This is a genomic window from Pseudomonas sp. NMI542_15, from assembly GCF_021283425.1.
GTDB lineage: Bacteria > Pseudomonadota > Gammaproteobacteria > Pseudomonadales > Pseudomonadaceae > Aquipseudomonas > Aquipseudomonas fortuita.
Map to the genome: position 1 here is coordinate 229,413 of NZ_JAJSRO010000004.1, position 23,900 is coordinate 253,312.

21 protein-coding genes are annotated in these 23,900 nt (G+C 62.3%); 10 read left to right on the forward strand and 11 right to left on the reverse strand.

The features are described 5' to 3' along the window. Window positions 1-35: 35 nt before the first annotated feature. Genes LU684_RS10045 through LU684_RS10055 form a run of 3 tightly spaced genes read left to right on the forward strand, consistent with a single transcriptional unit; the run spans window position 36 to window position 6,152 of the window. Window positions 36-686, forward strand: coding sequence for a GNAT family N-acetyltransferase (locus LU684_RS10045; RefSeq protein ID WP_016486536.1), 651 nt, complete (start codon window positions 36-38; stop codon window positions 684-686). A 52-nt stretch (window positions 687-738) separates the two neighbouring features. Then, the gene (locus tag LU684_RS10050; RefSeq protein WP_016486537.1) at window positions 739-2,481 is read left to right on the forward strand and encodes an autotransporter assembly complex protein TamA; all 1,743 of its coding nucleotides are present in this window, start codon (window positions 739-741) and stop codon (window positions 2,479-2,481) included. Then, window positions 2,478-6,152, forward strand: a complete 3,675-nt coding sequence (locus LU684_RS10055; protein ID WP_232894597.1) for a translocation/assembly module TamB domain-containing protein — start codon at window positions 2,478-2,480, stop codon at window positions 6,150-6,152. Before LU684_RS10050 ends, LU684_RS10055 begins: the two co-directional genes overlap by 4 nt. A 19-nt stretch (window positions 6,153-6,171) precedes the next feature. Here the strand turns inward: LU684_RS10055 and LU684_RS10060 are convergent, their stop codons facing one another. From LU684_RS10060 to LU684_RS10075, 4 genes are all read right to left on the reverse strand, one after another. Continuing rightward, window positions 6,172-6,726 carry a DUF2589 domain-containing protein gene (locus LU684_RS10060; protein ID WP_016486539.1) on the reverse strand — a complete coding sequence of 185 codons (555 nt, stop codon included), beginning with the start codon at window positions 6,724-6,726 and terminating at the stop codon, window positions 6,172-6,174. A gap of 73 nt (window positions 6,727-6,799) precedes the next feature. Next, the gene (locus LU684_RS10065) at window positions 6,800-7,447 is read right to left on the reverse strand and encodes a DUF2589 domain-containing protein (RefSeq protein ID WP_016486540.1); all 648 of its coding nucleotides are present in this window, start codon (window positions 7,445-7,447) and stop codon (window positions 6,800-6,802) included. A gap of 63 nt (window positions 7,448-7,510) precedes the next feature. Then, window positions 7,511-7,891 carry a Mor transcription activator family protein gene (locus tag LU684_RS10070; protein WP_016486541.1) on the reverse strand — a complete coding sequence of 127 codons (381 nt, stop codon included), beginning with the start codon at window positions 7,889-7,891 and terminating at the stop codon, window positions 7,511-7,513. Between the two features lie 250 nt (window positions 7,892-8,141). Continuing rightward, window positions 8,142-8,600: a hypothetical protein gene (locus LU684_RS10075; RefSeq protein WP_016486542.1), complete on the reverse strand. Its 459-nt coding sequence runs from the start codon at window positions 8,598-8,600 to the stop codon at window positions 8,142-8,144. Between the two features lie 150 nt (window positions 8,601-8,750). Here LU684_RS10075 and LU684_RS10080 point away from each other — a divergent pair, with 150 nt between their 5' ends. Then, a complete protein-coding gene (locus tag LU684_RS10080; RefSeq protein WP_003248064.1) occupies window positions 8,751-8,939 on the forward strand; it encodes a hypothetical protein in 189 nt (62 codons plus the stop codon). Between the two features lie 36 nt (window positions 8,940-8,975). Here the strand turns inward: LU684_RS10080 and LU684_RS10085 are convergent, their stop codons facing one another. Then, a complete protein-coding gene (locus LU684_RS10085) occupies window positions 8,976-9,350 on the reverse strand; it encodes a fe2+ zn2+ uptake regulation protein (protein WP_016486543.1) in 375 nt (124 codons plus the stop codon). 195 nt (window positions 9,351-9,545) lie between these two features. Here LU684_RS10085 and pvdQ point away from each other — a divergent pair, with 195 nt between their 5' ends. After that, window positions 9,546-11,852 carry a bifunctional acylase PvdQ gene (gene pvdQ, locus LU684_RS10090; RefSeq protein ID WP_232894598.1) on the forward strand — a complete coding sequence of 769 codons (2,307 nt, stop codon included), beginning with the start codon at window positions 9,546-9,548 and terminating at the stop codon, window positions 11,850-11,852. 123 nt (window positions 11,853-11,975) lie between these two features. Here pvdQ and LU684_RS10095 read toward each other — a convergent pair whose 3' ends face one another. Beyond that, on the reverse strand, window positions 11,976-12,698 hold the full coding sequence (locus tag LU684_RS10095) for a UDP-2,3-diacylglucosamine diphosphatase (protein ID WP_016486545.1): 723 nt from the start codon (window positions 12,696-12,698) through the stop codon (window positions 11,976-11,978). After that, window positions 12,695-13,198 carry a peptidylprolyl isomerase gene (locus LU684_RS10100; protein ID WP_024717966.1) on the reverse strand — a complete coding sequence of 168 codons (504 nt, stop codon included), beginning with the start codon at window positions 13,196-13,198 and terminating at the stop codon, window positions 12,695-12,697. Before LU684_RS10100 ends, LU684_RS10095 begins: the two co-directional genes overlap by 4 nt. Window positions 13,199-13,446: 248 nt before the next feature. Here LU684_RS10100 and LU684_RS10105 point away from each other — a divergent pair, with 248 nt between their 5' ends. Both LU684_RS10105 and cysS read left to right on the forward strand, forming a co-directional pair. Next, a complete protein-coding gene (locus tag LU684_RS10105) occupies window positions 13,447-15,150 on the forward strand; it encodes a glutamine--tRNA ligase/YqeY domain fusion protein (protein ID WP_016486547.1) in 1,704 nt (567 codons plus the stop codon). A 9-nt stretch (window positions 15,151-15,159) separates the two neighbouring features. Further along, window positions 15,160-16,542 (forward strand): cysteine--tRNA ligase, encoded by a 1,383-nt coding sequence (cysS, locus tag LU684_RS10110; RefSeq protein WP_232894599.1) that lies wholly within the window; start codon window positions 15,160-15,162, stop codon window positions 16,540-16,542. A gap of 44 nt (window positions 16,543-16,586) precedes the next feature. On the opposite strand, the gene LU684_RS10115 is transcribed toward cysS, so the two are convergent. Further along, entirely contained in the window at window positions 16,587-17,477 is an 891-nt protein-coding gene (locus LU684_RS10115) for an EamA family transporter (protein ID WP_031311993.1), read from the reverse strand. Between the two features lie 112 nt (window positions 17,478-17,589). Between LU684_RS10115 and LU684_RS10120 the strand changes: the two genes are divergently transcribed. Next, window positions 17,590-18,435 carry an AraC family transcriptional regulator gene (locus LU684_RS10120; RefSeq protein WP_232894601.1) on the forward strand — a complete coding sequence of 282 codons (846 nt, stop codon included), beginning with the start codon at window positions 17,590-17,592 and terminating at the stop codon, window positions 18,433-18,435. On the opposite strand, the gene LU684_RS10125 is transcribed toward LU684_RS10120, so the two are convergent. The 3 genes from LU684_RS10125 to csiR form a co-directional block, all read right to left on the reverse strand. Then, a complete protein-coding gene (locus LU684_RS10125; RefSeq protein ID WP_060516606.1) occupies window positions 18,348-19,739 on the reverse strand; it encodes a sensor histidine kinase in 1,392 nt (463 codons plus the stop codon). The genes LU684_RS10120 and LU684_RS10125 overlap by 88 nt on opposite strands. After that, the gene (locus tag LU684_RS10130; RefSeq protein WP_016486552.1) at window positions 19,717-20,397 is read right to left on the reverse strand and encodes a response regulator transcription factor; all 681 of its coding nucleotides are present in this window, start codon (window positions 20,395-20,397) and stop codon (window positions 19,717-19,719) included. Before LU684_RS10130 ends, LU684_RS10125 begins: the two co-directional genes overlap by 23 nt. Window positions 20,398-20,535: 138 nt before the next feature. Continuing rightward, complete coding sequence (csiR, locus tag LU684_RS10135) at window positions 20,536-21,231, reverse strand: DNA-binding transcriptional regulator CsiR (protein ID WP_016486553.1); 696 nt, start codon at window positions 21,229-21,231, stop codon at window positions 20,536-20,538. Between the two features lie 194 nt (window positions 21,232-21,425). Here csiR and glaH point away from each other — a divergent pair, with 194 nt between their 5' ends. Together glaH and lhgO are read left to right on the forward strand one after the other, a co-directional pair. Continuing rightward, on the forward strand, window positions 21,426-22,403 hold the full coding sequence (gene glaH / locus LU684_RS10140) for a glutarate dioxygenase GlaH (RefSeq protein ID WP_023047992.1): 978 nt from the start codon (window positions 21,426-21,428) through the stop codon (window positions 22,401-22,403). A 114-nt stretch (window positions 22,404-22,517) separates the two neighbouring features. Continuing rightward, entirely contained in the window at window positions 22,518-23,768 is a 1,251-nt protein-coding gene (gene lhgO, locus LU684_RS10145; protein ID WP_232894602.1) for an L-2-hydroxyglutarate oxidase, read from the forward strand. The last annotated feature ends 132 nt before the right edge of the window (window positions 23,769-23,900 follow it).

Sequence of the window (23,900 nt, forward strand, 5' to 3'; positions counted from 1 at the left end):
GGCAATGTACGCCCATTCCAGGAGGTCTGCCCGCAATGCCCGAAACCACTGCCGCCCCGGCTCAAGTCTGCCTGCTTGATGATGGCTATAGCCGCGAAGCGCGTTCGCTGCTGTACAACGCCTACCGCCACGAACCCACCTTCGCCTATATCTTCGAAGCCCAGCGCCCGGGGTATGAGCGACGCTTGCGGGTAATGGTGCGCGAATGGGTGCGCCAGCATTTCTACCTGCAATTACCTGCCATCGGCTTGCTGGTGGACGACCGCCTGATTGCCATGGCCCTGATCGTGCCGCCGGTGCGCCGGTTGGGCGTTGCCGACAGCTGGGCCTGGCGCCTGCGCATGATCCTCGGCACTGGCCTGCGCTGCACGCGGCGTTACATGGACTACCAGGCCGCCCTGGCCACCTGCCTGCCCACCGATCAGGTGCATGTGTTGCCACTGCTGGGGGTACATCCGCAATTTCAGGGCAAGCATTACGGGGAGCAATTGTTACAAGCCGTGCACGACTGGTGCGCGGATCAACCAGGCACCCAGGGCGTAGTGCTCGACACCGGCAATGAGCATTACCTGGCCTTTTACCAGCGCCAGGGCTATGAAGAAATTGGTGAGGTCGCCGTAGGACCGATCCGGGAACGGGTGTTCTTCCATCCCAATCCAGTCTCTTCAACGTCCACTTTTGCCTGAACATCCCGCCAGGCGGCTCCCTTGAGCGCCTGGCTCTGGTAGCATTTGCCGCATGACGTATTCAGGAAGATTGACCTGGGGCCTGGTTTTCTGGGCCGCCAGTTTCGCAGCATGGGGCCAGAGCGAGTTGCTGGTGAAGGTAAAACCAGCCAACAAGGCGCTCAAGGCCAATGTCGAAGGCTATATAGGCACCCTTGGTGACCGCGATGAAGAAGCATTGTTACGCTTCAGTCGCGGGGCAGAGGAGCAGGCGCGCAAAGCCGCGCAGGCACTTGGCTACTACCAGGCGCAGATCGACAGCGAGGTCAAGCCGCCCAGAGATGCAGACCATTCCCCGCAACTGGTCATCAGCATCAACCCGGGCGAGCCGATTCGCCTGCGCAACGTGACCGTGCGTATCGAAGGCCCGGCCAGCGAAATGAAGGCCTTTCGCATGCCCGACAGCCGGGCGCTGCGCGCAGGCGAACAGCTCAACCACGGCCATTACGAAGATGCCAAGCGGCTGATCCAGAACCAGGCGTCGCGCTACGGCTTTTTCAGCGGCCGCTTCAGCCGTCAGCGCCTTGCGGTCGACCCGCAGGCCGGTGTGGCCGATATCGAACTGGTTTACCAGAGTGGCCCGCGCTATCACCTGGGCGCCGTCACCTTCGGCGGCGACACGCCGCTGGACGACGACCTGCTGCAGCGCATGGTGTCGTTCAAGCCAGGCACGCCCTACGACTCGGAACTGATCGCCGAACTGAACAATGACCTGCAATCGAGCGGCTATTTCGAAGGCGTACGGGTGGATGCGGCGCCCACTGCTGCCGTGGGTGAAGAAATCCCGGTGGATGTCCGCCTGGAAACCCGCAAACCACGCACCATGGGGCTGGGTCTGGGCTTCTCGACCGACGTCGGTCCGCGTGGCAAGGCCAACTGGACCCGCCATTGGGTCAACCCGCAGGGCCACAGTTACGGTTGGGAAACCGAGCTGTCCGCCCCCCGACAGAACGTTGGCCTGTGGTATGACATCCCCCTCGACCCGCCACTGACCGACAAGCTGCGCTTTGCCGGTGGTTACCAGAACGAGGAGCTGGCAGGTACCGATACACTCAGCAAACTGCTGACAGTGGGCCCAGAGTGGCACAGCAAGCTGCCCAGCGGCTGGCAGCGGGTCATTTCGCTCAAGTACCAGCGCGAGGAGTATCGCCTGGGTGACGATTCCGGGCTGAGCAACCTGCTGATGCCTGGCGTGAGCTATTCGTTTCTGCGCAGTGACAATCGCATCGATCCGCACAACGGCTACCGCCTGCAGTTCGATGTACAAGGGGCCAAGGAAGGGCTGGTTTCCGACACCAACCTGTTGCACGGCAACGTACTGCTCAAGGGCTTGACCACGCTTGGCCACAACCACCGCCTTCTGGGGCGCGTGCAGTTCGGTGGCAGTGCCACCAACGGCTTCAAGAACAACATTCCGCCGTCGCTGCGCTTCTTCGCCGGTGGCGACCAGAGCGTGCGTGGCTATGACTACCAGACCCTGTCACCGAAGAACAGCGATGGCGACCGCATCGGCGGGCGCTACCTGGTAGCCGGCAGTGTCGAGTACCAGTATTCGCTGACTGAAAAGTGGCGGATCGCGACGTTTGTCGATCAGGGGAACTCGTTCAACAACCTTGAGCTACCCAGCCTAAAAACCGGTGTCGGTTTTGGTGTGCGCTGGGTATCGCCGGTCGGGCCGTTGCGACTCGACCTGGCCAAGGCGCTGGATGACGAAGGGGGCATTCGCCTGCACTTTTCCATGGGGCCTGAGTTGTGAAACGCGTGATCAAGTACATTCTGCTGAGCCTGCTAGGTGTGGTCGCGAGCCTGGGCGTAGGGCTGGGCCTGTTGCTGGGTACCGAAGCGGGCAGCCGCTGGACGCTGGGCAAAGTGCCAGGGCTTGAGGTGGCTGATTTCCAAGGCCGCTTGGCGGGCAGCTGGCAGGCCAGCGTGCTGCGCTGGGCCGATGGTGGCAATACAGTAGAGGTGCAGGCACCGCTATTCGCCTGGTCGCCTGCCTGTCTGATGCGCGCCACTCTGTGCATCGACCAGTTGCAGGCACAACGCATTGACATGGCCTTTGCGCCAAGTGCCGAGCCGGCCGACAGCGGCCCGCTGCAGTTGCCAGCGCTGCACTTGCCGCTGGCCATCGAGCTGGGCGAAGTCAAGGTCGGCCAGCTGCGGCTGGATGGCAGCGACCTGCTGGGTGACCTGCAACTGGCGGCGCACTGGACCGGCACCGGGATGCGCATCGACAGCCTGCACCTGCAGCGCGATGAGCTGCAACTGGACCTGCAGGGCGACCTGCAGCCCGAAGGAGACTGGCCATTGCAACTCCAGGGGCAGCTGCAACTGCCCGCCGTAGACGGCAAAGCCTGGCAGCTGGCGCTGACGGCAACCGGAGAATTACAAAAGACCCTGAAACTTGCCGGCACCAGCCGTGGTTATCTCGACGCCACGCTGAGCGGGCAGTTGCAAGCGTTGGCCGAGCATCTGCCGGCGACCCTGCAGATTCGTTCAGAGGCGTTCAAACCGGCGGGCTCGTTGCCCGATACGTTGCAGTTGAATCAGCTCGTGCTTGATGCCAAGGGCGATCTGCTCAAGGGCTATCAACTGTCGGGAACGGCCAACCTGCCGGCTGAACAGTCGCCGATCGCGTTGGCGCTGTCCGGGTTGGTCGACAGCAAAGGCGCCAGGCTCGATGCCCTTGACCTGACTGCCAGCGACACCCAGCGCGTGAAACTGCAGGCCACGACCGACTGGCAGCAAGGCCTGACCGCCGATGCGCAGCTGGACTGGCAGGACTTCCCGTGGTTGCGGCTGTACCCGCTGGAGGCGCCGCCCGAGGTCACCCTCAAGCGCTTCAGTACCCAGGTGCATTATCGCGATGGCAATTACCAGGGCACCTTCAAAGGCGACCTGGACGGCCCGGCAGGGGCGTTCAGCCTGGCCAGCCCGTTCGAAGGTGACCTGACCCAGGTGAAACTGCCGCAACTGGCGCTGACCGCCGGGCAAGGCAAGGCTGCCGGCAGTGTGGCCGTGCGTTTTGCCGACACTTTGGCTTGGGATGTCGACTTGCAGCTTTCGGCGCTCGACCCGGCGTATTGGCTGGCGGAGCTGCCGGGCACCTTGGCGGGGCCGCTGCGCAGTAAAGGCGAGATGAAGGGCGAGGTGCTCACCCTTGATGCCCAACTTGACCTCAAAGGCCGCCTGCGCGGCCAGCCGGCTGTGCTCAAGGCCGAAGCGCAGGGGGCAGGGCAGAGCTGGACCCTCGGCGCCTTGGCGATCCAGCTGGGTGACAACCGTATCAACGGCAGTGGCAGCTTGCAGCAGCGCCTGGCCGGGCGAATCGACCTTGACCTGCCGCGCCTGGGCCAGCTGTGGCCAAGGCTGCAGGGCCAGGTCAAGGGCCGGCTGGATGTTGCCGGCACCTTGCAAGCTCCGCAAAGCACGCTGACCTTGCAGGGCCAGCGCTTGGCCCAGGCCGAAAACCGGCTGCAACAGCTGGACCTGGATGCCCGTCTGGACAACGCCCAGCACGGTGTGATCGAGCTAAAGGCCACTGGCATTCACCTGGGCGACACGGCATTGGGCACGCTGCAGGCCAACGGCAAAGGCGACATTCGCCAGCAAGCCTTGACCCTGGCGCTGGATGGCCCGCAGCTCAAGCTTGACCTCGGTCTGGATGGCCAGTTGAGCAAGGGTGACTGGCGTGGCCGCCTCGCGAGTGGGCGTATCCAGGCCGGTGGCCAGGATTGGCAGCTGCAATCGCCGGCACGCCTGCAGCGCCTGGCCAGCGGCCAGCTGGACTTCGGTGCCCATTGCTGGCGCTCTGGCCAGGCCAGCCTTTGTGGTGACGACCAGCGGCTGGCGCCCGAGCCGCGCTTGCGTTACCACCTCAAGCAGTTCCCGCTGGACAGCCTTGCACAGTGGCTGCCAAAAGACTTCGCCTGGCAGGGCCTGCTCAATGCGGATATCAATCTGGACATCCCGGCCAGCGGCCCCAAAGGCAACATTGTCATTGATGCCAGTGGCGGCACGCTGCGTGTGCGCGACAAGGGCCGTTGGGTCGATTTCCCCTATCAGACCCTGCGTGTCGACAGCACGTTGGCGCCACGGCGTATCGATACCCGCCTGGCCTTCCGTGGAGAGCGCCTGGGCGAGCTGAATGTCAATACGCGCCTCGACCCGCTGGGCAAGAACAAGCCGTTGTCAGGTGATTTCCGCCTGGCCGGGCTGGACCTGTCGGTGGCGCGTCCGTTCGTGCCGATGGTCGAACGCCTGGCCGGGCACCTCAACGGCAGTGGCCGGCTTTCAGGGACCTTGCTGACACCACAGGTCAACGGCAACCTGATGCTCAGCGGCGGTGAAGTGAGTGGCGCCGAGTTGCCGGCCAGCCTTGAGGACCTGTCGTTGCAGGCGCTGATCGCCGGCGAGCAGGTGCAACTCAATGGCAACTGGCGCAGCGGCGATGCAGGGCGGGGCCAGTTGAGTGGCAACCTCACGTGGGGCCAGGCGCTGGGCATGGACCTGCGCCTGCAAGGCCAGCAACTGCCAGTCACGGTTGAGCCCTATGCAACGCTGGAGGTCGCCCCGGACCTGACCTTGCGCCTGATCGACGACAAACTGGCGGTTACCGGCAAGGTGCAGGTACCCAAAGGCAAGATCACCGTGCGTGAACTGCCGCCGTCAACCGTGAAGGTATCGGATGACACGGTAATCGTTGGTCATCAGACCGAAGAGGGCAAACCGCCCATGGCGATGGCCATGGACATCGATGTCGAAGTGGGCCGCGACAAGTTGTCATTCAGCGGCTTTGGGCTCACTGCCAACCTGCTCGGCCACGTACATATAGGCGACAACCTCGATACCCGTGGCGAGCTGAGCCTGGCCGACGGCCGTTACCGTGCCTACGGCCAGCGCCTGACCATCCGCCGCGCGCGCTTGCTGTTTGCCGGCCCGATCGATCAGCCCTACCTGGACATCGAAGCCATACGCACGGTCGATGACGTGATTGCCGGTATCCGCCTGAGCGGCAGTGCCGAGCAACCCACGACCAAGGTGTTTTCGGAACCGGCCATGAGCCAGGAGCAGGCGCTGTCGTACCTCGTGCTGGGGCGGCCTCTGGGCAACGCTGGCGAGGACAACAACATGCTTGCCGAGGCAGCGTTGGGCCTGGGGCTGGCTGGCAGCGCCGGCATCACCGGCAGCCTGGCATCGAGCCTGGGCATCGACGACTTCCAGCTGGACACCGAAGGCTCGGGCAACACCACCAGCGTGGTCGCCAGCGGCAACATCACCGAGAAGCTGAGCCTGCGTTACGGCGTGGGTGTGTTCGAACCCGCCAACACCATCGCGTTGCGTTACAAGCTGAGCAAGAAGGTGTACCTGGAAGCCGCCAGCGGGCTGGCCAGCTCACTGGACATCTTCTACAAGCGCGATTTCTGAAGCGGTGCCGGGGCGGCCGTCAACGGACGGTGGCCGCCTCGATAAATTCATTGGTATCGGGTGAGGGCTGCGGATCAGGGGCACGTACCGGGACGATCAGGTTGGTGTATTCGTCTATCAGCCGGTTCAGGGCTTCCGGCGGTTCGCTGGCCTGGAACTGCATGCGGATCTGTACTTCGTCAGGGTCACGGCTTTCGCCCTGACGGCCTTGACCGCCGATGGTGACCTTGAAGCTTGCAGTCTTGTTCTCGCTTGCGGTCTGCAGTGCCTGTTGCGCTTCGGTCCCTTTAACCCGTACCGAGAGGTCGACCTGCATTCGCTCCAGGGCCAGGCCCTTGGGCGATACCAAGGCAAACAGGGGGACGCGCATGATGTGTTGCCCATCCATGGCCACCTCGACCATCTTGGCTTTCATGGGGGCGCCCAAGGCGTCGCTGTCGCACTCGAAGAACTGGTCGAACAGGTTGATGTACTGTTGTGCAATCAGGCTGTTGGTGGCGCTGGCGGCTTCTTGCAGGCCACGGGTGATCTCACGCAGGTCAATGGAGGTCATCGGGGCAGGGGGCTTGTTCATGGGTTCGACTCCTCAGGCCAGGTGTGCCCCCCGGCGCTGGCCAGGGGGGCTGTTTTGCGGGGCAGGGAGCGTCTCAAGCAGTACCGGTAGTTACATCGGCAGCAGGACCTTTCAAGGTATCGGCCTGGGAAATCTCGTCCTGGCTTTTCAGTTCGGCGGTTCTGACCACCGTTGGCTTGGTTGCCGCATCGGTCAGGAACTCGATCACCCTCATCATTGCTTCAGGCGGCTCCTGGCGCTTGAGCGTGGTATTGAAGGCGTAGCGGGCGCGGGTGTCGGTCTTGCGGGTTTGTGTGGACTTATGGCTGACGCTGCCTTTCACATTCAGCCTGAATGGCCCCCAGCCCAAAGAGCCGGTCAGATCGGCACTCATGTCCTTGCTGGAAGTGTCTTCCGACATCTGGTTGATGACCAGTTCGAACTCGACATTGCCTTCCTCGATGGAAATGTTCGGGTGCGTGATGGCCGCAAGCAGCGGCACCTTCATGGTCTTGCTGACCACACCTTTGTATTCACCCTGTTCGTCGACGATGGTTTCGTCGTAGTCGAACTGGATGGCGACGGCCTTGCCGTCCTGCACGCACACCTGCATCAGGAAGTCGGCGTATGACTTGCTCGCAGTAACCTGTGCCTGGACCATGGCCTGCAGGGGACCTGCGATCATGCGATCCATTGGCAAGGCGTTGATCACGGATCCGATGAGGCTGTTGTCTATCGACATGCTTGATTGCTCTTGTTGTTGAAGGGAAAAGTGGCCACCTGTGGCGGCCTAACGGGTTGGCCGTCAGCGGGCGTAGTTCTCCTGACGGCGGATGTTGCCGATCTGACGCAAGCTCAGACCGTACTTGTTGGCCAGCAGGCTGCGTGAAAGGCCATCGGCGCTTTCCTTCTGGATCTGCTGGTTACGCAACTGGCGCAGAAAGTGGTCAGCCTTGGGGATTTCCAGGGCTACCCCGGCAAAGCGTTTGATCAATGCGTCGAGCGCCTCGGCTGGCAGCACGTCGGCCAGCTTGGTGCGTTCGCGGTACTTGGGGATGTATTTGGGCCTGCCGCCGTAGGCGCAGGTCAACTGGTAGGCGTTGTCGATGCCGATACAGTCGACCAGGGCCTGCAGCGAATGGGGCAGTTGGCTGATATCGATGAGGCTCAAGTCTGGTAATTCCATATGGCGCTCCTTCTGGATGGGGGGATGTGCGACCCGATCACCAGCGGCGTTATGTCGACGGTGTGAGCAAATTCTGTGTGACAGCCACCGCGCGTCGCTAGGCGACATATGGGGTGCGGTTTGTAGCCTCGGTGAACAGGGATTGCAGGCAGCGATATCCTGCGGTGTAGGACGTGTCTTCAGCATGTGGCTGTGGCGGTTGATTACCCATAAGGGCGCTACGCTCATCGAGTGATGGGGCGGGGTACCCTCAGTTGCAGGGGTAACTGCTCAGCAGGCTGGCGCTGCGCAGGTAGGCCTGGGGGGAGGCGAGCATGCTTTCTGGCAGCGTCCGCCAGTCGACCACCAGGCACAAGGCATGCAGTGGCTGGCCGCCGCGCTGACCGATGACCGTGTCGGAAAAACTGCGGCGATACAGCGCCTGGGTCTGGTGCAGCGGTTGCACATGATCGGCTTGGGCCAAGGTCAGCCGCGCCAGTTCAGGCAACAGGGCCATGGGGGCGCTGAAGTGCAGCGGCGCGCCTTGAGCCTGCAGGTAGCCGGCCTGGCGCACGCGCTGCCACAGTTGTTGCCACTGGCTGGCGCCGGCATGGCGCTCCAGGTGGCGGCCAAGCTCAAGCAGTTGCGCCGCCTTTACTTCGCGGGTGTCCAGCGCGTGAAGGGAAAGCGGGGTCAGAATCAGGGACGCGAACAGCAGGGGTTTGTACATGGTGCCTCCGGCATGGGTGCTTGAAGCCCCATGCTTTCAGGCAGTCGCCACCCTACCCAGCAGGAAATGCAGCGCCGGGCCCAGTGGGCGTTGTATCATTGGCGCGGCTCGTTGCGAGCCATTTGCCCCTGATGTTGCAAGGAACTTTCGATGACACACGTGCAGCGCCTTAAATATTCCCTTCTGATCATCCTGGTGGTACTAGGCCTGATGCTGGGCCTGTCCCACCTGCAGAAGCAGGGCACGATCAGTGAGCAGACCTTTCAGATGCTGGCCATCGCCATCGCTGTGGTGGTCGTGGTGATCAACGGCATCCTGCGGCGCAAGGTCAAACCCTGACCCCTGCGGGCCGGCCAGGTGTGGCCGGCCATGCGCTTAACGCGAGGATGCCTGCTCCAGTACGGCGCGCGCCTGGGCGTTGAGGCTATAGCACTTGTCGTTGCCCAACTCGATGACACCTTCGGTGCACAGCCGCTTTAGCACTTCACGCACGCTGAGGAACGACAGCGGTATGTCCAGTTGTTCCAGTTGTGCGTGCACGCCGCGTACGCCAATGCTGCGGCCATTGCGGTCGGCGGTGTGCAGGGCATCGATCACCTTGAGCCGGATCAGGCTGGTACGCAGACCGAAAGTACGCAGGAGCTCGCGGATCTGTTCGTTGCCGATGCGTTCTTCAGAAAAAACGTCCTGTCCGTTGGGCGCTTTGCCTGGGACGCGCCCGGCCTGGGTCGAGGGTTGCGGGTTGTACATGTGAATGCTCCTTTTCGTGGACGAACCCGAAATGTGGTTGCCTCACTAACTAGGACGAATGAGAACGCAAAAACAGCAACCCACCCGTAAAAAAAATGGTGTTCTTCTTCAAGACGTTCCATTGCCCGGTAACACGTAAAATTTTCATCTGGCCATTCGTCTGATCGGGATAGAGCCCGAACCCGAGGAGTGCCCGTGTTTCCACTTTCCCATCCCATGACGTGCGCAGGCCTGGCCGCTGCGCTGTTGGCGGTGAGCGTTGCCGTACACGCGCAGCCCGCCACTGATGCCAGCGCGCAGATTCGTCGAACCAGTTACGGGGTGCCGCATATCGTGGCCAAGGATGAGCGCGGCCTGGGCTATGGCGTCGGCTATGCCTATGCCCAGGACAACCTGTGCCTGCTGGCCAACGAGGTGCTGACCGTCAGTGGTGAGCGCTCACGCCATTTTGGTGCCAACGGCAAGACCCTGGAGCAGCGTGACAACCTGGCCAGCGACGTGTTTTTCACTTGGCTCAACAGCCCAGTGGCGGTCGATACGTTCCTGCAGGCGCAGCCGGCGCAGGTGCAAGCATTGCTGGCGGGTTATGCCAGCGGCTACAACCGGGCGCTGGCCGAGCGCCGCCGCGGGGGGCTACCCGCCGAATGCGGTAACGGTGAGTGGTTGCGACCGATCACCAGCCAGGACCTGGTCAAGCTGACCCGTCGCCTGTTGGCCGAGGGTGGCGTCGGGCAGTTCGTCGAGGCGCTGGCAGGCGCGCAACCCCCTGCACAGGCTCGCCAGCAGGCGCCGGCAGGCTTCGCCGCTGCGCTGGCGTGGCAAGCGCGCTTTGCCACGGAGCGCGGTAGTAATGCGGTGGCGGTCGGGGCACAGCGTTCGGCCAATGGCCGTGGCCTGTTGCTGGCCAACCCGCATTTCCCGTGGATGGGCGGCATGCGCTTCTACCAGATGCAGTTGACCATTCCCGGCCAGCTCGATGTGATGGGCGCGGCATTGCCGGGCCTGCCGGTGGTCAACATTGGTTTCAACAGGCACCTGGCCTGGACGCATACCGTCGACACGTCCAAACACTTCACTTTGTACCGGCTGCAGCTCGACCCCAAGGACCCGACCCGCTACCTGCTGGATGGCAAGTCGCTGCCATTGGCCCGGCAAACCATCAGCGTTGCCGTCAAGGCTGAGGATGGCAGCCTCGGTCAGGTGGAGCGGCAGGTCTACAGTTCGCAATTCGGCCCGGTGGTGCAATGGCCCGGGCGCCTGGATTGGGATGCGCATGTGGCCTACAGCTTGCGTGACGCCAACCTCGACAACACCCGGGTGCTGCAACAGTGGTACCAGATCAATCGTGCCGATAACCTGGCAGCGTTGAAAGGCTCGGTCGAGCAGTTGCAGGGTATCCCTTGGGTCAACACCCTGGCCGTGGACCCAGGGGGGCGGGCGTTGTACCTGAACCAATCGGTGGTGCCATATGTGGATCAGCAACTGCTCGGCGCTTGCAGCACCCCGCAAGGGCAGGGGCCCGTAGTGGTGCTGGACGGCTCGCGTAGCGCCTGCCAATGGAAGATCGACGCGAACGCTGCGCAACCGGGAATCTTCCCGGCGCGACTGCTGCCGAGCCTTGAACGCGAGGACTTCGTGCAGAACTCCAACGACCCGGCCTGGTTGGCCAACCCGGCGCAGCCGCTGACCGGCTATTCACCCTTGATCAGCCGCAGTGACCAGCCGCTGGGCATGCGCGGCCGTTTCGCCCTGCAGCGCCTGCAGGGCACGGCAAGGCTGAGCGTTGATGACTTGCAGCGCATGGTGACCGACGACGAGGTTTACCTGGCCAGCCTGGTGCTGCCAGACCTGCTGCAATGGTGCCAGGGCGCCGCCATAGAGGTACAGGCCGTGTGCAGCAGCCTGGCTGCCTGGAATGGCAAGGCCGACCTCGACAGTGGCATTGGTCTGGTGCATTTCCAGAACCTGTTCACTGCCCTGGCCGAGCACCCGGAAAGCTGGCGTGTGGCCTTTGACCCGGCAGACCCGCAGCACACGCCCCGTGGTCTGGCGGTGGAGCCGGCGGCCGTGCGCAAACGGGTGCATGACGCGGCACTGGCGTCGCTCAAGCAGGTGAACGACAGCGGTGTCGCGGAGGGGACGCGTTGGGGGCAGGTGCAGCAGTCGCTCGATGGCACGCCGGTACCCGGTGGTCCGCAGGCTCTGGGCGTGTACAACGCGATGTACAGTGTGCCGCACGGGCAGGGCAAGCGGTTGGTGGTCAGCGGTACCAGCTACCTGCAACTGGTCAGCTTCACCGACAAAGGGCCAGAGGCTCGTGGGTTATTGGCATTCTCCCAGTCGAGCGAAGCGGCTTCAGCCCATGCCAGTGACCAGACCAAGGCATTTGCGGCCAAGCAACTGGCGGTGATTCCGTTTACCGAGGCGCAGATCAAGGCAGACCCGGAGTACCGGGAAGTGGTGATCAGTGAGCGGGACAAAGGGGCGGTGGTTCAGCAGTAAGGTATTCTGGCCTCTCCGCGGGCAAGCCCGCTCCCACAGGTACGCCACAGATTTTCATACTTGTGGTGTACCGGTGGGAGCGGGCTTGCCCGCGAAAGGGCCGGTACTGCCAGTCCTGTAATGTCAGGCAAACTCGAACGGCGCCAGCTGAAACCCTTGCTCATCTACTTGCAAGGCCCAGCCGCGGCGGTCCCAGTCGCCCAGCACGATGCGCCGTGCCGGTTCCCCATCAACCACCAGTTTGTGAATCGCTGGCCGGTGGGTATGGCCATGCACCAGCGTGCGCACGCCATGCGCCGCCATCACCTTGGGTACTTCCTCCGGTGTGACGTCGACAATTTCGGTGGACTTCATCCGCACTTGCGTGCTGCTTTCGCTGCGCAGTTTGCGCGCCAGCTTGTAGCGGGCTGACAGCGGCAGGTGACGCAAGACCCACAAGCTCAGCGGGTTGCGCAGCAAGCGGCGCATTTTCATGTAACCCAGGTCGCGGGTGCACAAGGTGTCGCCATGCATCAGCAGCACCTGTTCACCGCCCAGCTCGATCACACTGGGGTCGCTCAACAACGTGCAGCCCGCAGCGTCGCAGAAAGCCTGGCCAATCAGGAAGTCACGGTTGCCATGCATCAGGAAGATGGCTGTACCGCTGTCGCTCAGCCGGCGCATGGCTTGGCAGATCGACTGCTGAAAGGGCGTCATGGCATCGTCGCCGATCCACGCTTCGAAGAAGTCGCCCAGGATGTACAACGCCTTGGCGTGGCGGGCACGGCCGTCGAGCAGATCAAGAAACGCCCGGGAAATGTCCGGGCGCTCTTCTTGCAAATGCAGATCGGAGATCAGCAGTATCACCCAATGATCTCGGCTTTCTCGATGATCACGTCTTCTTTTGGTACGTCCTGGTGGCCAGCCTTGGAACCGGTGGCGACCTTCTCGATGGCATCAACCACTTCACGGCCTTCAATCACTTCACCGAATACCGCGTAGCCCCAGCCCTGTACGTTCTTGCCGCTGTGGTTGAGGAAGTCGTTGTCCGAGGCATTGATGAAGAACTGCGCCGAAGCAGAGTGCGGCTCCATGGTGCGAGCCATGGCGATGGTGTACTTGGCGTTTTTCAGGCCGTTGTCAGCTTCGTTCTGGATGCTGGCACGCTTGTCGCGCTTTTCGCTCATGCCTGGCTCGAAACCGCCGCCCTGAATCATGAAGCCCTTGATCACGCGGTGGAACACGGTGTTGGTGTAGTGGCCTGCGTTGACGTATTCGATGAAGTTGGCCACGGTAATCGGGGCTTTTTCAGCGTTCAGTTCAATGACGATGTCGCCGTGGTTGGTGGTCAGTTTGACTTTGGACATGCTGAAACTCGCTTTTTCAAGGCAATCGGGAATTAGGGTGCGCAGGGCGCCGGTTATCACCTGACGCATGTTCAGGCGATCACGACACATGGCGCGCACTGGCCATTTTGCCAGGCTGCGGCAAAAAGCCGTGATAAATCACGCCAGTTTGTCCGGGCCCGACTGTCAGCAGCTTGACTGCTTCGGCTATGATAGGCCCTTTGTTTCAATCGGCCTACCCAGGCCGGACACGTGCATTCAAGGATCCTATGAGCAAGCCCACTGCCGACAACGCGCCCAACGCCGCTGCCAAAGGCGCCCCCGCTGTCCCTGCGAACTTCCTGCGGCCGATCATCCAGGCCGACCTGGACTCGGGCAAGCACAGCAGCATCGTCACCCGCTTCCCGCCGGAGCCCAACGGCTACCTGCACATCGGTCATGCCAAGTCGATCTGTGTCAACTTCGGCCTGGCCAAGGAATTCGGGGGCGTCTGCCACCTGCGTTTCGATGACACCAACCCGGCCAAGGAAGACCAGGAATACATCGACGCCATTCAGAGCGACGTCAAATGGCTGGGCTTCGACTGGGCCGGCGACGTGCGTTATGCGTCCAGCTACTTCGACCAGCTGCACGAATGGGCGCTCGAGCTGATCAAGCGTGGCAAGGCCTATGTCTGCGACCTGACCCCTGATCAAGCCAAGGAATACCGCGGCAATCTCAAGGAGCCGGGCAGGAACAGCCCGTTCCGCGAGCGTAGCGTGGAAGAAAACCTCGACCTGTTCGCCCGCATGAAGGCCGGCGAGTTCAAGGACGGCGAGCGCGTGCTGCGGGCGAAGATCGACATGGCTTCGCCAAACATGAACCTGCGCGACCCGATCCTGTATCGCATCCGCCATGCCCACCATCACCAGACCGGTGACAAATGGTGCATCTACCCCAACTATGACTTCACCCACGGCCAGTCGGACGCCATCGAGGGCATCACCCACTCGATCTGCACCCTGGAGTTCGAAGGGCATCGTCCGCTGTACGACTGGTTCCTCGACAACCTGCCCGTGCCGGCGCACCCGCGCCAGTACGAGTTCAGCCGCCTGAACCTGAACTACACCATCACGTCCAAGCGCAAGCTCAAGCAGCTGGTTGACGAAAAGCACGTCGACGCCTGGGATGACCCGCGCATGTCGACCCTGTCCGGCTTCCGTCGCCGTGGCTACACCCCGGCTTCGATCCGCAACTTCTGCGAAATGATCGGCACCAACCGCTCCGACGGCGTGGTCGACATGTCGATGCTCGAATTCAGTATCCGTGACGACCTGGACCGCACCGCACCGCGCGCCATGTGCGTACTGCGCCCGCTGAAAGTGGTCATCACCAACTACCCGGAAGGCCAGGTGGAGCAACTTGAGCTGCCGCGCCACCCTAAAGAAGACATGGGCGTGCGTGTGCTGCCGTTCGCACGCGAGCTGTACATCGACCGCGATGACTTCATGGAAGAGCCGCCGAAGGGCTACAAGCGCCTGGAGCCGGCCGGTGAAGTGCGCCTGCGCGGGAGCTACGTGATCCGCGCCGACGAGGCCATCAAGGACGCCGACGGCACTATCGTCGAGCTGCGTTGCTCGTACGACCCGGACACCCTGGGCAAGAACCCTGAAGGCCGCAAGGTCAAGGGCGTGATCCACTGGGTGCCGGCCGAGGGCAGCGTCGAGTGCGAAGTGCGCCTGTACGACCGCCTGTTCCGCTCGCCGAACCCGGAAAAGACCGAGGAGGGCGGCAGCTTCCTGGACAACATCAACCCAGACTCGCTGCAAGTGCTCAGCGGTTGCCGTGCCGAGCCTTCGCTGGCCCAGGCGCAGCCTGAGGACCGTTTCCAGTTCGAGCGCGAAGGCTACTTCTGCGCCGACCTGAAAGACAGCCAGCCGGGCCGCCCGGTGTTCAACCGCACTGTCACCCTGCGTGACTCCTGGGGCAGCTGAGGAAACGCCGTGCTTACCATTTACAACACCCTGAGCAAAGCGAAGGAAACCTTCAAGCCGCTGGATGGCAACAAGGTGCGCATGTACGTGTGCGGCATGACCGTGTACGACTACTGCCACCTGGGCCATGGCCGCAGCATGGTGGCCTTCGACCTGGTCACCCGCTGGCTGCGCAAGAGCGGCTACGAGCTGACTTATGTGCGCAACATCACCGATATCGATGACAAGATCATCAACCGCGCCAACGAGAACGGTGAAAGCTTCGAAGCCCTGACTGCTCGTATGATCGATGCGATGCATGAAGACGAGCGCCGCCTGAACATCCTGCCGCCAGACCAGGAGCCGCGTGCCACCGACCATATCGCCGGCATGCACGCAATGATCCAGACCCTGATCGACAAGGGTTACGCCTATGCCCCGGGCAACGGCGACGTGTACTACCGCGTCGGCAAGTTCGTCGGCTACGGCAAGCTGTCGCGCAAGAAAATCGAAGACCTGCGCATCGGTGCACGCATCGAGGTCGACGAAGCCAAGCAGGACCCACTGGACTTCGTGCTATGGAAGGGCGTCAAGCCGGGCGAACCGAGCTGGGAATCGCCATGGGGCCCGGGCCGTCCGGGCTGGCACATCGAGTGCTCGGTGATGTCCACCTGCTGCCTGGGTGAGAGCTTCGACATTCACGGCGGCGGCAGCGACCTGGAATTCCCGCACCACGAGAACGAGATTGCCCAGAGCGAGGCGGCCACTGGCAAGCAGTACGCCAACGCCTGGATGCACTGTGGCATGATCCGGATCAACGGCGAGAAGATGTCGAAGTCGTTGAACAACTTCTTCACCATCCGCGATGTGCTCGATAAGTACCACCCAGAAGTGGTGCGCTACCTGCTGGTGGCCAGCCACTACCGCAGCGCGATCAACTACTCCGAAGACAGCCTGCGCGACGCCAAGGGTGCGCTGGAGCGCTTCTACCACGCCCTGCGCGGCTTGCCACGGGTGGCCGCCAAGGGCGGCGAAGCGTTTGTCGAGCGTTTCAGTGTGGCGATGAACGACGACTTCGGTACCCCCGAAGCCTGCGCCGTACTGTTCGACCTGGTGCGCGAGATCAACCGCCTGCGCGACAGCGACCCAGACGCTGCTGCCGGCCTGGCTGGCCGCCTGCGCGAGCTGGGTGAAGTGCTGGGTGTGCTGCAACTGGAAGCCGATGACTTCCTGCGTGCGGGTGCCGAAGGCAAGGTCGATGCTGCCGAGGTCGAGGGCTTGATCCAGGCGCGCCTGCAGGCGCGTACAGACAAGAACTGGGCTGAGTCGGACCGTATTCGCGACCAGCTGACCGCCATGGGTGTGGTACTGGAAGACAGCAAAGGCTCTACTACCTGGCGTCTGGCTGACTGATCCAATGGCGCGAAGGGGCTGCCATGCAGCCCTTTCGCGACACGCTAGTGAACAGCAGCCACCGGTTTGCTGCCCAGTACCGCTCGCCCTGGCTTCATGCCGACCGCCAGCGCCGATAAGATCAGGGCAATACACAGCCACTCCCACCCGCTAGGCACCTCATCCACGATCAAGGCTGAGCTGGCGATGCCGAAAACCGGAATCAGCAGCGAAAGCGGCGCTACCCTGGACACTGGGTATTCGCGCAACAGGTAATTCCATCCCCAGTAGCAAAAGTGTGTTGCGGCATACACCTGGAATAACAGGCAAAAGACCACGACGGCATTCGCCTGCGCTGCCAGTGCCACGAACGCGGCTGTGCCATGCAGCCACCAGGCCAGCGACAGCAAAGGTATTGGCGCGAAAAGGCTGGCCCATATGACGAAGGCAAATATCTCCTTCACCTTTGACAGCTTGATGATGACGTTGCCGATGCTCCAGGCTAGCGCGCTGATCAAGAGCAGCAGCAAACCTGTGGTCGTGGTTTTGCCGGGGCTTACTGCCAGAATGCCAACCAACCCTGTTGCCGCCAGCGCGATGCCGACCAATTGGGTGCCGGTCAGGCGTTCGCGAAACAGTAAACAGCCCCACGCCAGGGTAAAAAATGCACTGAACTGAATCAGTAGCGAGGCGCTGCCGGCTGGCACCCCCATGGCGATCCCGAGATTGATCAGTGCCCACATCGCTACGCCAAAGATCAGGCCATATGCAGCTAGCCAATGGACAGCGACCTTCGGGCGCTTCACAAAAAACACCCACGGCAATGCGCACAGTGCGAAGCGTAAGCCTGTGAGCAGGAGTGGGTCTATGTGGGCCAAACCCAGTTTTGTGAGCGGGAAGTTGAGGCCCCATAGGGCTGTAACCAGGACGGCAAGGATCATGTGTTTTCTGTGCATGGTTTGGCAATCTACTGATGTCGCGGCAGTGCGCCTCGACGCTTCCGTTAATATGCCGGCCAGCGGTTTGGCCCGCTTTCAATTGAAGGTCAAATCTGATTAAAATCAGGCCATGACAAACGCTGAAGACACGCTGTACGGCAACACGCTGTGTGAAGTGGTGGTTACAAGGAAGGCTTTTGCCGACGGCGAATCTTTCCCGAAACACCGTCACGATCGAGGGCAGTTTGCCTTTGCGGCCTGCGGCGTGATCACAGTGGCAACTGAAGCGGGCAACTGGGCTGTGCCGCCGTTGCGGGCCATTTGGGTGCCTGCGCGACTGGCCCATGCAATGCAGATGCGCGGCACGGTCATCATGCTCAATGCCTACATTTGCCCGCAGGCAGCCGAGCGGGTCGGCCTACCTCGGCATTGCCAGGTCTTCGCCGTTTCCCCATTGGTGCAGCAACTGCTTGAGAAGGCGATCGAAGTGCCTGCCCAGCACCCCCTACAGGGGCGTCATGCCTGCTTGATGGGCTTGCTGCTGCATGAGATTGCCGACATGCCGGCGCTTTCGCTGAATGCGCCGATCCCCGAGGAACCGCGCCTTGCCCAGGCATGCAAGGCGTTTCTGGCGGCACCCTCGCTGCAAACAGGTATCGATGGAATGGCGCAATGGGCATGCATGAGCCGGCGCACGTTCACACGCCAGTTTCGCTTGTACACCGGGATCAGCTTTATCGAATGGCGCCAGCAGGCATGCTTGCTGGATGCCGTGGTTCGGCTTGGAAAGGGTGAGCCCGTCACGCGCGTCGCGATGGCGCTTGGCTACAGCAGCCCGAGCGCCTTTGCGACCGTGTTCAAGCGTTTGCTGGGCGAGGCGCCCAGCCGTTACTTTGATACCCCTATCAATGGGCAATGCAGTACCAGCCTGGCGCCACCCAGCTCGCTGGCGCCTATCTCCAGTCCAAACCCATGAAGGTCAACGATCGCGGCAACGATCGACAGACCCAGCCCGAAGCCCGCGTGGCGGTGACCTTCCTCGCTGCGATAGAACCGCTTCAGCACGGCCGTACGCTCTTCTTCGGGGATGCCCGGCCCGCTGTCCTCGATAGCCAGGTGCACACCGGTGTCGTCGTGTGTTGCGCTAATCCGCACTTGCCCACCCTGGGGCGTGAACTTGATACCGTTGCCCACAAGGTTGGCCAGGGCCTCAAACAGCAGTTCGCGGTCACCGTGCAGTGCCGGCAGCTGTGCGGGCTGGTGCAATTCCAAGTGGATGCCGCCATCCTCGGCCAAAGGCAGGTAGAAGTCGTGCAGTTCGACCAGCAGTTCATGGGGGTCAAGCTGGACGAAGCCGGCCCGGCGCTGGCGATCTTCCAGTTCGCTGATGCGCAGCAACCCGCGAAAACGCGCCATCAGGGTGTCGGTTTCGCCGATGGCCTGGTCCAGCGCCTCGGCTTGCGTGGAGTCGACGTCGCTCTGCTGGCGAATGCGGTACAGCTGGGCACGCAGGCGTGTAAGCGGGGTACGCAGGTCATGGGCAATGTTGTCGCACACACCCTTGACCTCATGCATCAGCCGCTCGATGCGGTCGAGCATGGCGTTGACGATGGCGGCCAACATGTCCAGCTCGTCGCGCCGGGCCGACAAGGGCAGACGGTGGGTCAGGTCGCCGGCAACGATCAGCTCGGCCTGGGCCTGGATCGCGCGGATACGCTTTAGCGGCCGGCGGCGCAACAAGTACCAGCCGGCAAAACCTGGGATCAGCGTCAAGGAGATACCCCAGAGCAGGGCGTCGAGAATGATCCGGGTAACCACGAACAGTGAGCCGTTATCGCGGAACAGTACAAGCCAGCGGCCATCTTGCACTTTGATCGCCACCGCATCGCAGCTGTCGCGGGGAAGGTGTGGGTCGTCGGCATCCAGGCAGCGTTTCAACTCATGGATCTTGCCGTCCAGCCTGAGCTCCGGGGGCAGGGTACGCACACTGCCGCCAATCGGGTTGAGCTGGGTGTCGAACAGGCCATAGGCATCAAAGCTGCGTTCTTCGAAGGCCTGGCTGGCAATCAGGGCGTCGTCCAGCTGCTTGCCGCTCATGTGTGCGAACAGATGCTGGCGCTGCAGCATTGAATGGCGGGTGAGCTTGTTCAGGTAGCTGGACACCTCGAAGTACAGCACGCCCATGAGGATGCTGCTCCAGGCCACGAACAGAAAACTGTACAGCGCCAGCAGGCGGCTGGTGGAAGAGCTCCAGCCTTTAGACGGGTTCAGCAATGGCATAGCCGGAGCCCCGTACCGTACGGATCAGCGGCGACTGGCCGGGGGCGTCGATTTTCTTGCGCAGGCGGCCGATGTGCACGTCGATCAGGTTGGTGCCGGGATCGAAGTGGTAGCCCCAGACTTCTTCGAAAATCATCATCCGCGTGATCACCTGGCCGCTGTGGCGCATCAGGTATTCCAGCAGTTTGTATTCGGTGGGCAGCAGGTTGAGCGTATTGTCGCCGCGGCGCGCCTCGTGGCTGATCAGGTCCAGTTGCAGGTCCGCAACCTGCAGGCGGGTCTGGGTCATGGGCACGCTGTTACGGCGCAGCAATACCTCGACACGTGCGGCCATCTCGTCGGAGGCAAACGGCTTGGTCAGGTAGTCGTCACCGCCTGCACGCAGGCCGCGTACGCGTTCGTCGACGTCCGACAGGGCGCTGATCATCAGGATCGGCGTGGCGATCTTGAGGCTGCGCAGGGTGGTGACGATGGTCAGGCCATCGACCTCGGGGAGCATGCGGTCCAGGGTGATCAGGTCGTAGCCCCCGGCAATGGCTTTGGCCAGGCCTTCACGGCCATTGTCGGCCCACTCCACCTCCAGGCCGTGGCTGGTAAGTTCGGCGACGATTTCCTGGCCGGTGACGGCGTCGTCTTCGATGGTCAGTACGCGAGGCATGCTGGTTCCTGGGCATCTAATGGAGATTTGATTGTGCCAAAGAATAGACAACCGGCGATTTAAGAAAAATTCATCTAGCGTCTTTTACCTGCGCTGGCCTCCTCGCGGGTTCACCCGCGAAGCAAGCGGCGTGGTGTTTCAGCGGGCGCCGATACCTTCGGCATGCATGATCTGCGCAATGATCGGCACCGGGGTCATCAGGTGCGAGCGCATCATGGCGCTGGCGCGCTTGGCGTCGCGGGCGAGAATCACCTCGACCAGCGCCGCATGCTCCTGGCGCTTGAGCTCCAGGGCCTGTTCGGAGAACACCGTCTGCGTCAGCCACAGGTGGCGGTAGCGCTCGGCCTGGTCGAACAGATAGGTGCGTGCCTGCAGCAGGTGCTTGGAGCCGCAGCCCGAGGCAATGGCGGTATGAAACGCCTTATGCCGCTCGTCCCACACATCCAGGCGCTGCTCGCGGGTTTTCACTTCCACCACCTTGGCCAGGGTATGCGAGTGGGCCAGCACTGACGCTTCCCAGGTGTCGTCGCCGCGCTCGATGGCCAGGGCAATGATCATCGCCTCCAGGTTGGCGCGGGCATCGTAGATGTCGTTCATCTCGTCCAGCGACATGGGCGCCACCCGGTAGCCTTTCTGGCTGATGGCATTGACCAGGTGCTCTGCCACCAGTTGCGACAACGCTTCGCGCAGCGGGCCCACGCCCAGGTCGTAGCGCTCCTTCAGGGCGCTCATCAACAGCTTTTCGCCGGGCTTGAACACGCCACGGATGATGTCCTTCTTGAGCCTCTCATACCCGCTGAATGCTGAGTTTTGTCGGGGGGCGAGCGCTTCCAAGATCCTGTTCCTCAAAACGTTTTGGCGATCATACCGAAACCGTCTGCCGACGAAAAACAGTGGATAAAAAACATAAGTGTCGCTCAAATACAAAAATGTAGACATTTTCATCTAGTGGCGATACTTTTACCTCGCCCGCACTGATCCAGGTCACATCCGGACGGCGCTTTCCACTTTTTTGCCAGGACACTGCCATGAACGCTTTTACGCAGATCGACGAACTTGTGATGCCACTGCCGCTCGAGCCCCGTGGTTACACGATTGCCCCTTCGAAACAGTCGCCGCGCCTGCTTGAACTGACTTTCGCCCGGGAAACTGTCGAAGCGTTCGTCGAGGCCGTTGCCCAGTGGCCGGTTCAGGCGCTGGAGTACAAGTCGTTCCTGCGCTTCCGGCTGGGTGAAATCCTTGACGAGCTGTGCCAGGGCACCCTGCGCCCGGTGCTGCTCAACACCATCCTTGATCGCGCCACCGGCGGCATGCTGATTACCCCGGTGGGCCTGGATGACGTGAGCCAGGCCGAGGACATGGTCAAGTTCACCACCGCTTGCGCACACCTGATCGGCCGCTCCAACTACGACGCCATGAGCGGCCAGTTCTATGCCCGCTTTGTGGTAGTCAACTCCGACAACTCCGACAGCTACCTGCGCCAGCCGCATCGGGTCATGGAACTGCACAACGACGGCACCTTCGTGAACCAGATCACCGATTACGTGCTGATGCTGAAGATCGACGAAAAGAACATGGAAGGCGGTAACTCCCTGCTGCTGCACCTGGACGACTGGGAGCAATGCGAGGAATTCTTCCGCCACCCGATGGCCCGCCGCGAAATGCGCTGGACCGCGCCGCCGAGCAAGAAGGTCGCCGAAGATGTGTTCCACTCGGTATTCGACACCGACGGCGAAGGCCGCCCGACCATGCGCTACATTGACCAGTTCGTGCAGCCGGAAAACTACGAAGAAGGCATCTGGCTGAACGCCCTGTCCGATTCGCTGGAAGGCAGCGCGAAGAAGGTTTCGGTGCCGGTGGCGGTGGGTAGCTTCCTGCTGATCAACAACCTGTTCTGGCTGCATGGCCGCGACCGCTTCACCCCACACGAGGGCCTGCGCCGTGAACTGATGCGCCAGCGGGGTTACGTCGCGTTCCCCAAACCGCTGTACCAGCGCGGGCAATAATGACAGGACGCAGGGCGGGCGCCCGCCCATGCGTCTTTGCACAAAATGATGCCACCGGGCCCCGCGTGGGCCTTGGTGAGCGAGCCAGGCAATGCCTGCGTGTGAGGTAAGGCTGTGTACGATTTCATCATTATTGGCGGTGGCATTGTGGGCATGTCCACGGCCATGCACCTGATCAAGGTGTACCCGGAGGCGAAGATTCTCCTGCTGGAAAAGGAATCCGGCCCGGCCCGCCACCAGACCGGTCACAACAGCGGCGTTATCCACGCTGGCGTGTACTACACCCCCGGCAGCCTCAAGGCGCGCTTCTGCCTGGAAGGCAACAAGGCCACCAAGGCCTTCTGCACCCAGCACGGCATCCGCTTCGATGAGTGCGGCAAGCTGCTGGTGGCCACCAACGAGCTGGAAATGCAGCGCATGAAAGCGCTGTGGGAGCGTACCGCGGCCAACGGGCTGGAGCGCTATTGGCTGTCGGCAGACGAACTGCGCGAACGCGAGCCCAATATCGTGGGGATGGGGGGCATCTTCGTGCCGTCCAGCGGCATCGTCAATTACGCCGAAGTAACCGCTGCAATGGGCGCAGAATTCCAGCGTGCCGGCGGCGAGATTCGCTATGGCGCAGAGGTGATCGGCCTGCAGGAGCACGCCAGCGAAGTGGTCGTGCGCACTCAGCGCGACGAGTTCCGTAGCCGTTTCCTGGTCACGTGCTCGGGCCTGATGGCCGACCGCGTGGTCAGCATGCTGGGCCTGCGCACCGAGTTTGTCATCTGTCCGTTCCGGGGCGAGTACTACTTGCTGCCCAAACAGCACAACCAGATCGTCAACCACCTGATCTACCCGATTCCCGACCCGTCGATGCCGTTTTTGGGCGTGCACCTGACCCGCATGATCGATGGCACCGTCACGGTTGGCCCCAACGCCGTACTGGCGATGAAGCGCGAGGGCTACCGCAAGACCGACGTCAGCCCCAGCGACCTGTTCCAGACCCTGACCACCCCCGGCATTCTCAAGGTGCTGGCGAAGAACTTCCGCCCAGGCCTGATCGAGATGAAAAACTCGCTGTTCAAGGGCGGGTATCTCAAGCAGGTGCAGAAGTACTGCCCGAGTATCACCAAGGCCGACCTCACGCCTTACCCGGCCGGCGTGCGTGCCCAGGCGGTGTCGCGCGATGGCAAGCTGATCGACGATTTCCTGTTCGTCAACACCGCGCGCAGCGTCAACGTGTGCAACGCACCGTCGCCGGCTGCCACTTCAGCCATCCCGATCGGCGCCTACATCGTCGAGAAGGTGTGTGAGCAGGTCACTCGCGCAGGTGGCAATGCCCCCAAGGCGGACACGGCGGCCCGCCAGCGGGCGGCCAGCTGACGATACCGCAGTCCGTTCTGCGGTTTCCGCTTACTCAACCCGTACTGCCCTGCACTCAGGGCAGGGCGGGCTTTTTCGCGCCTGCGTCGGCCACCGTGCAGCCGGCGGCCCCAGCGTGGGCATGACAAAAAC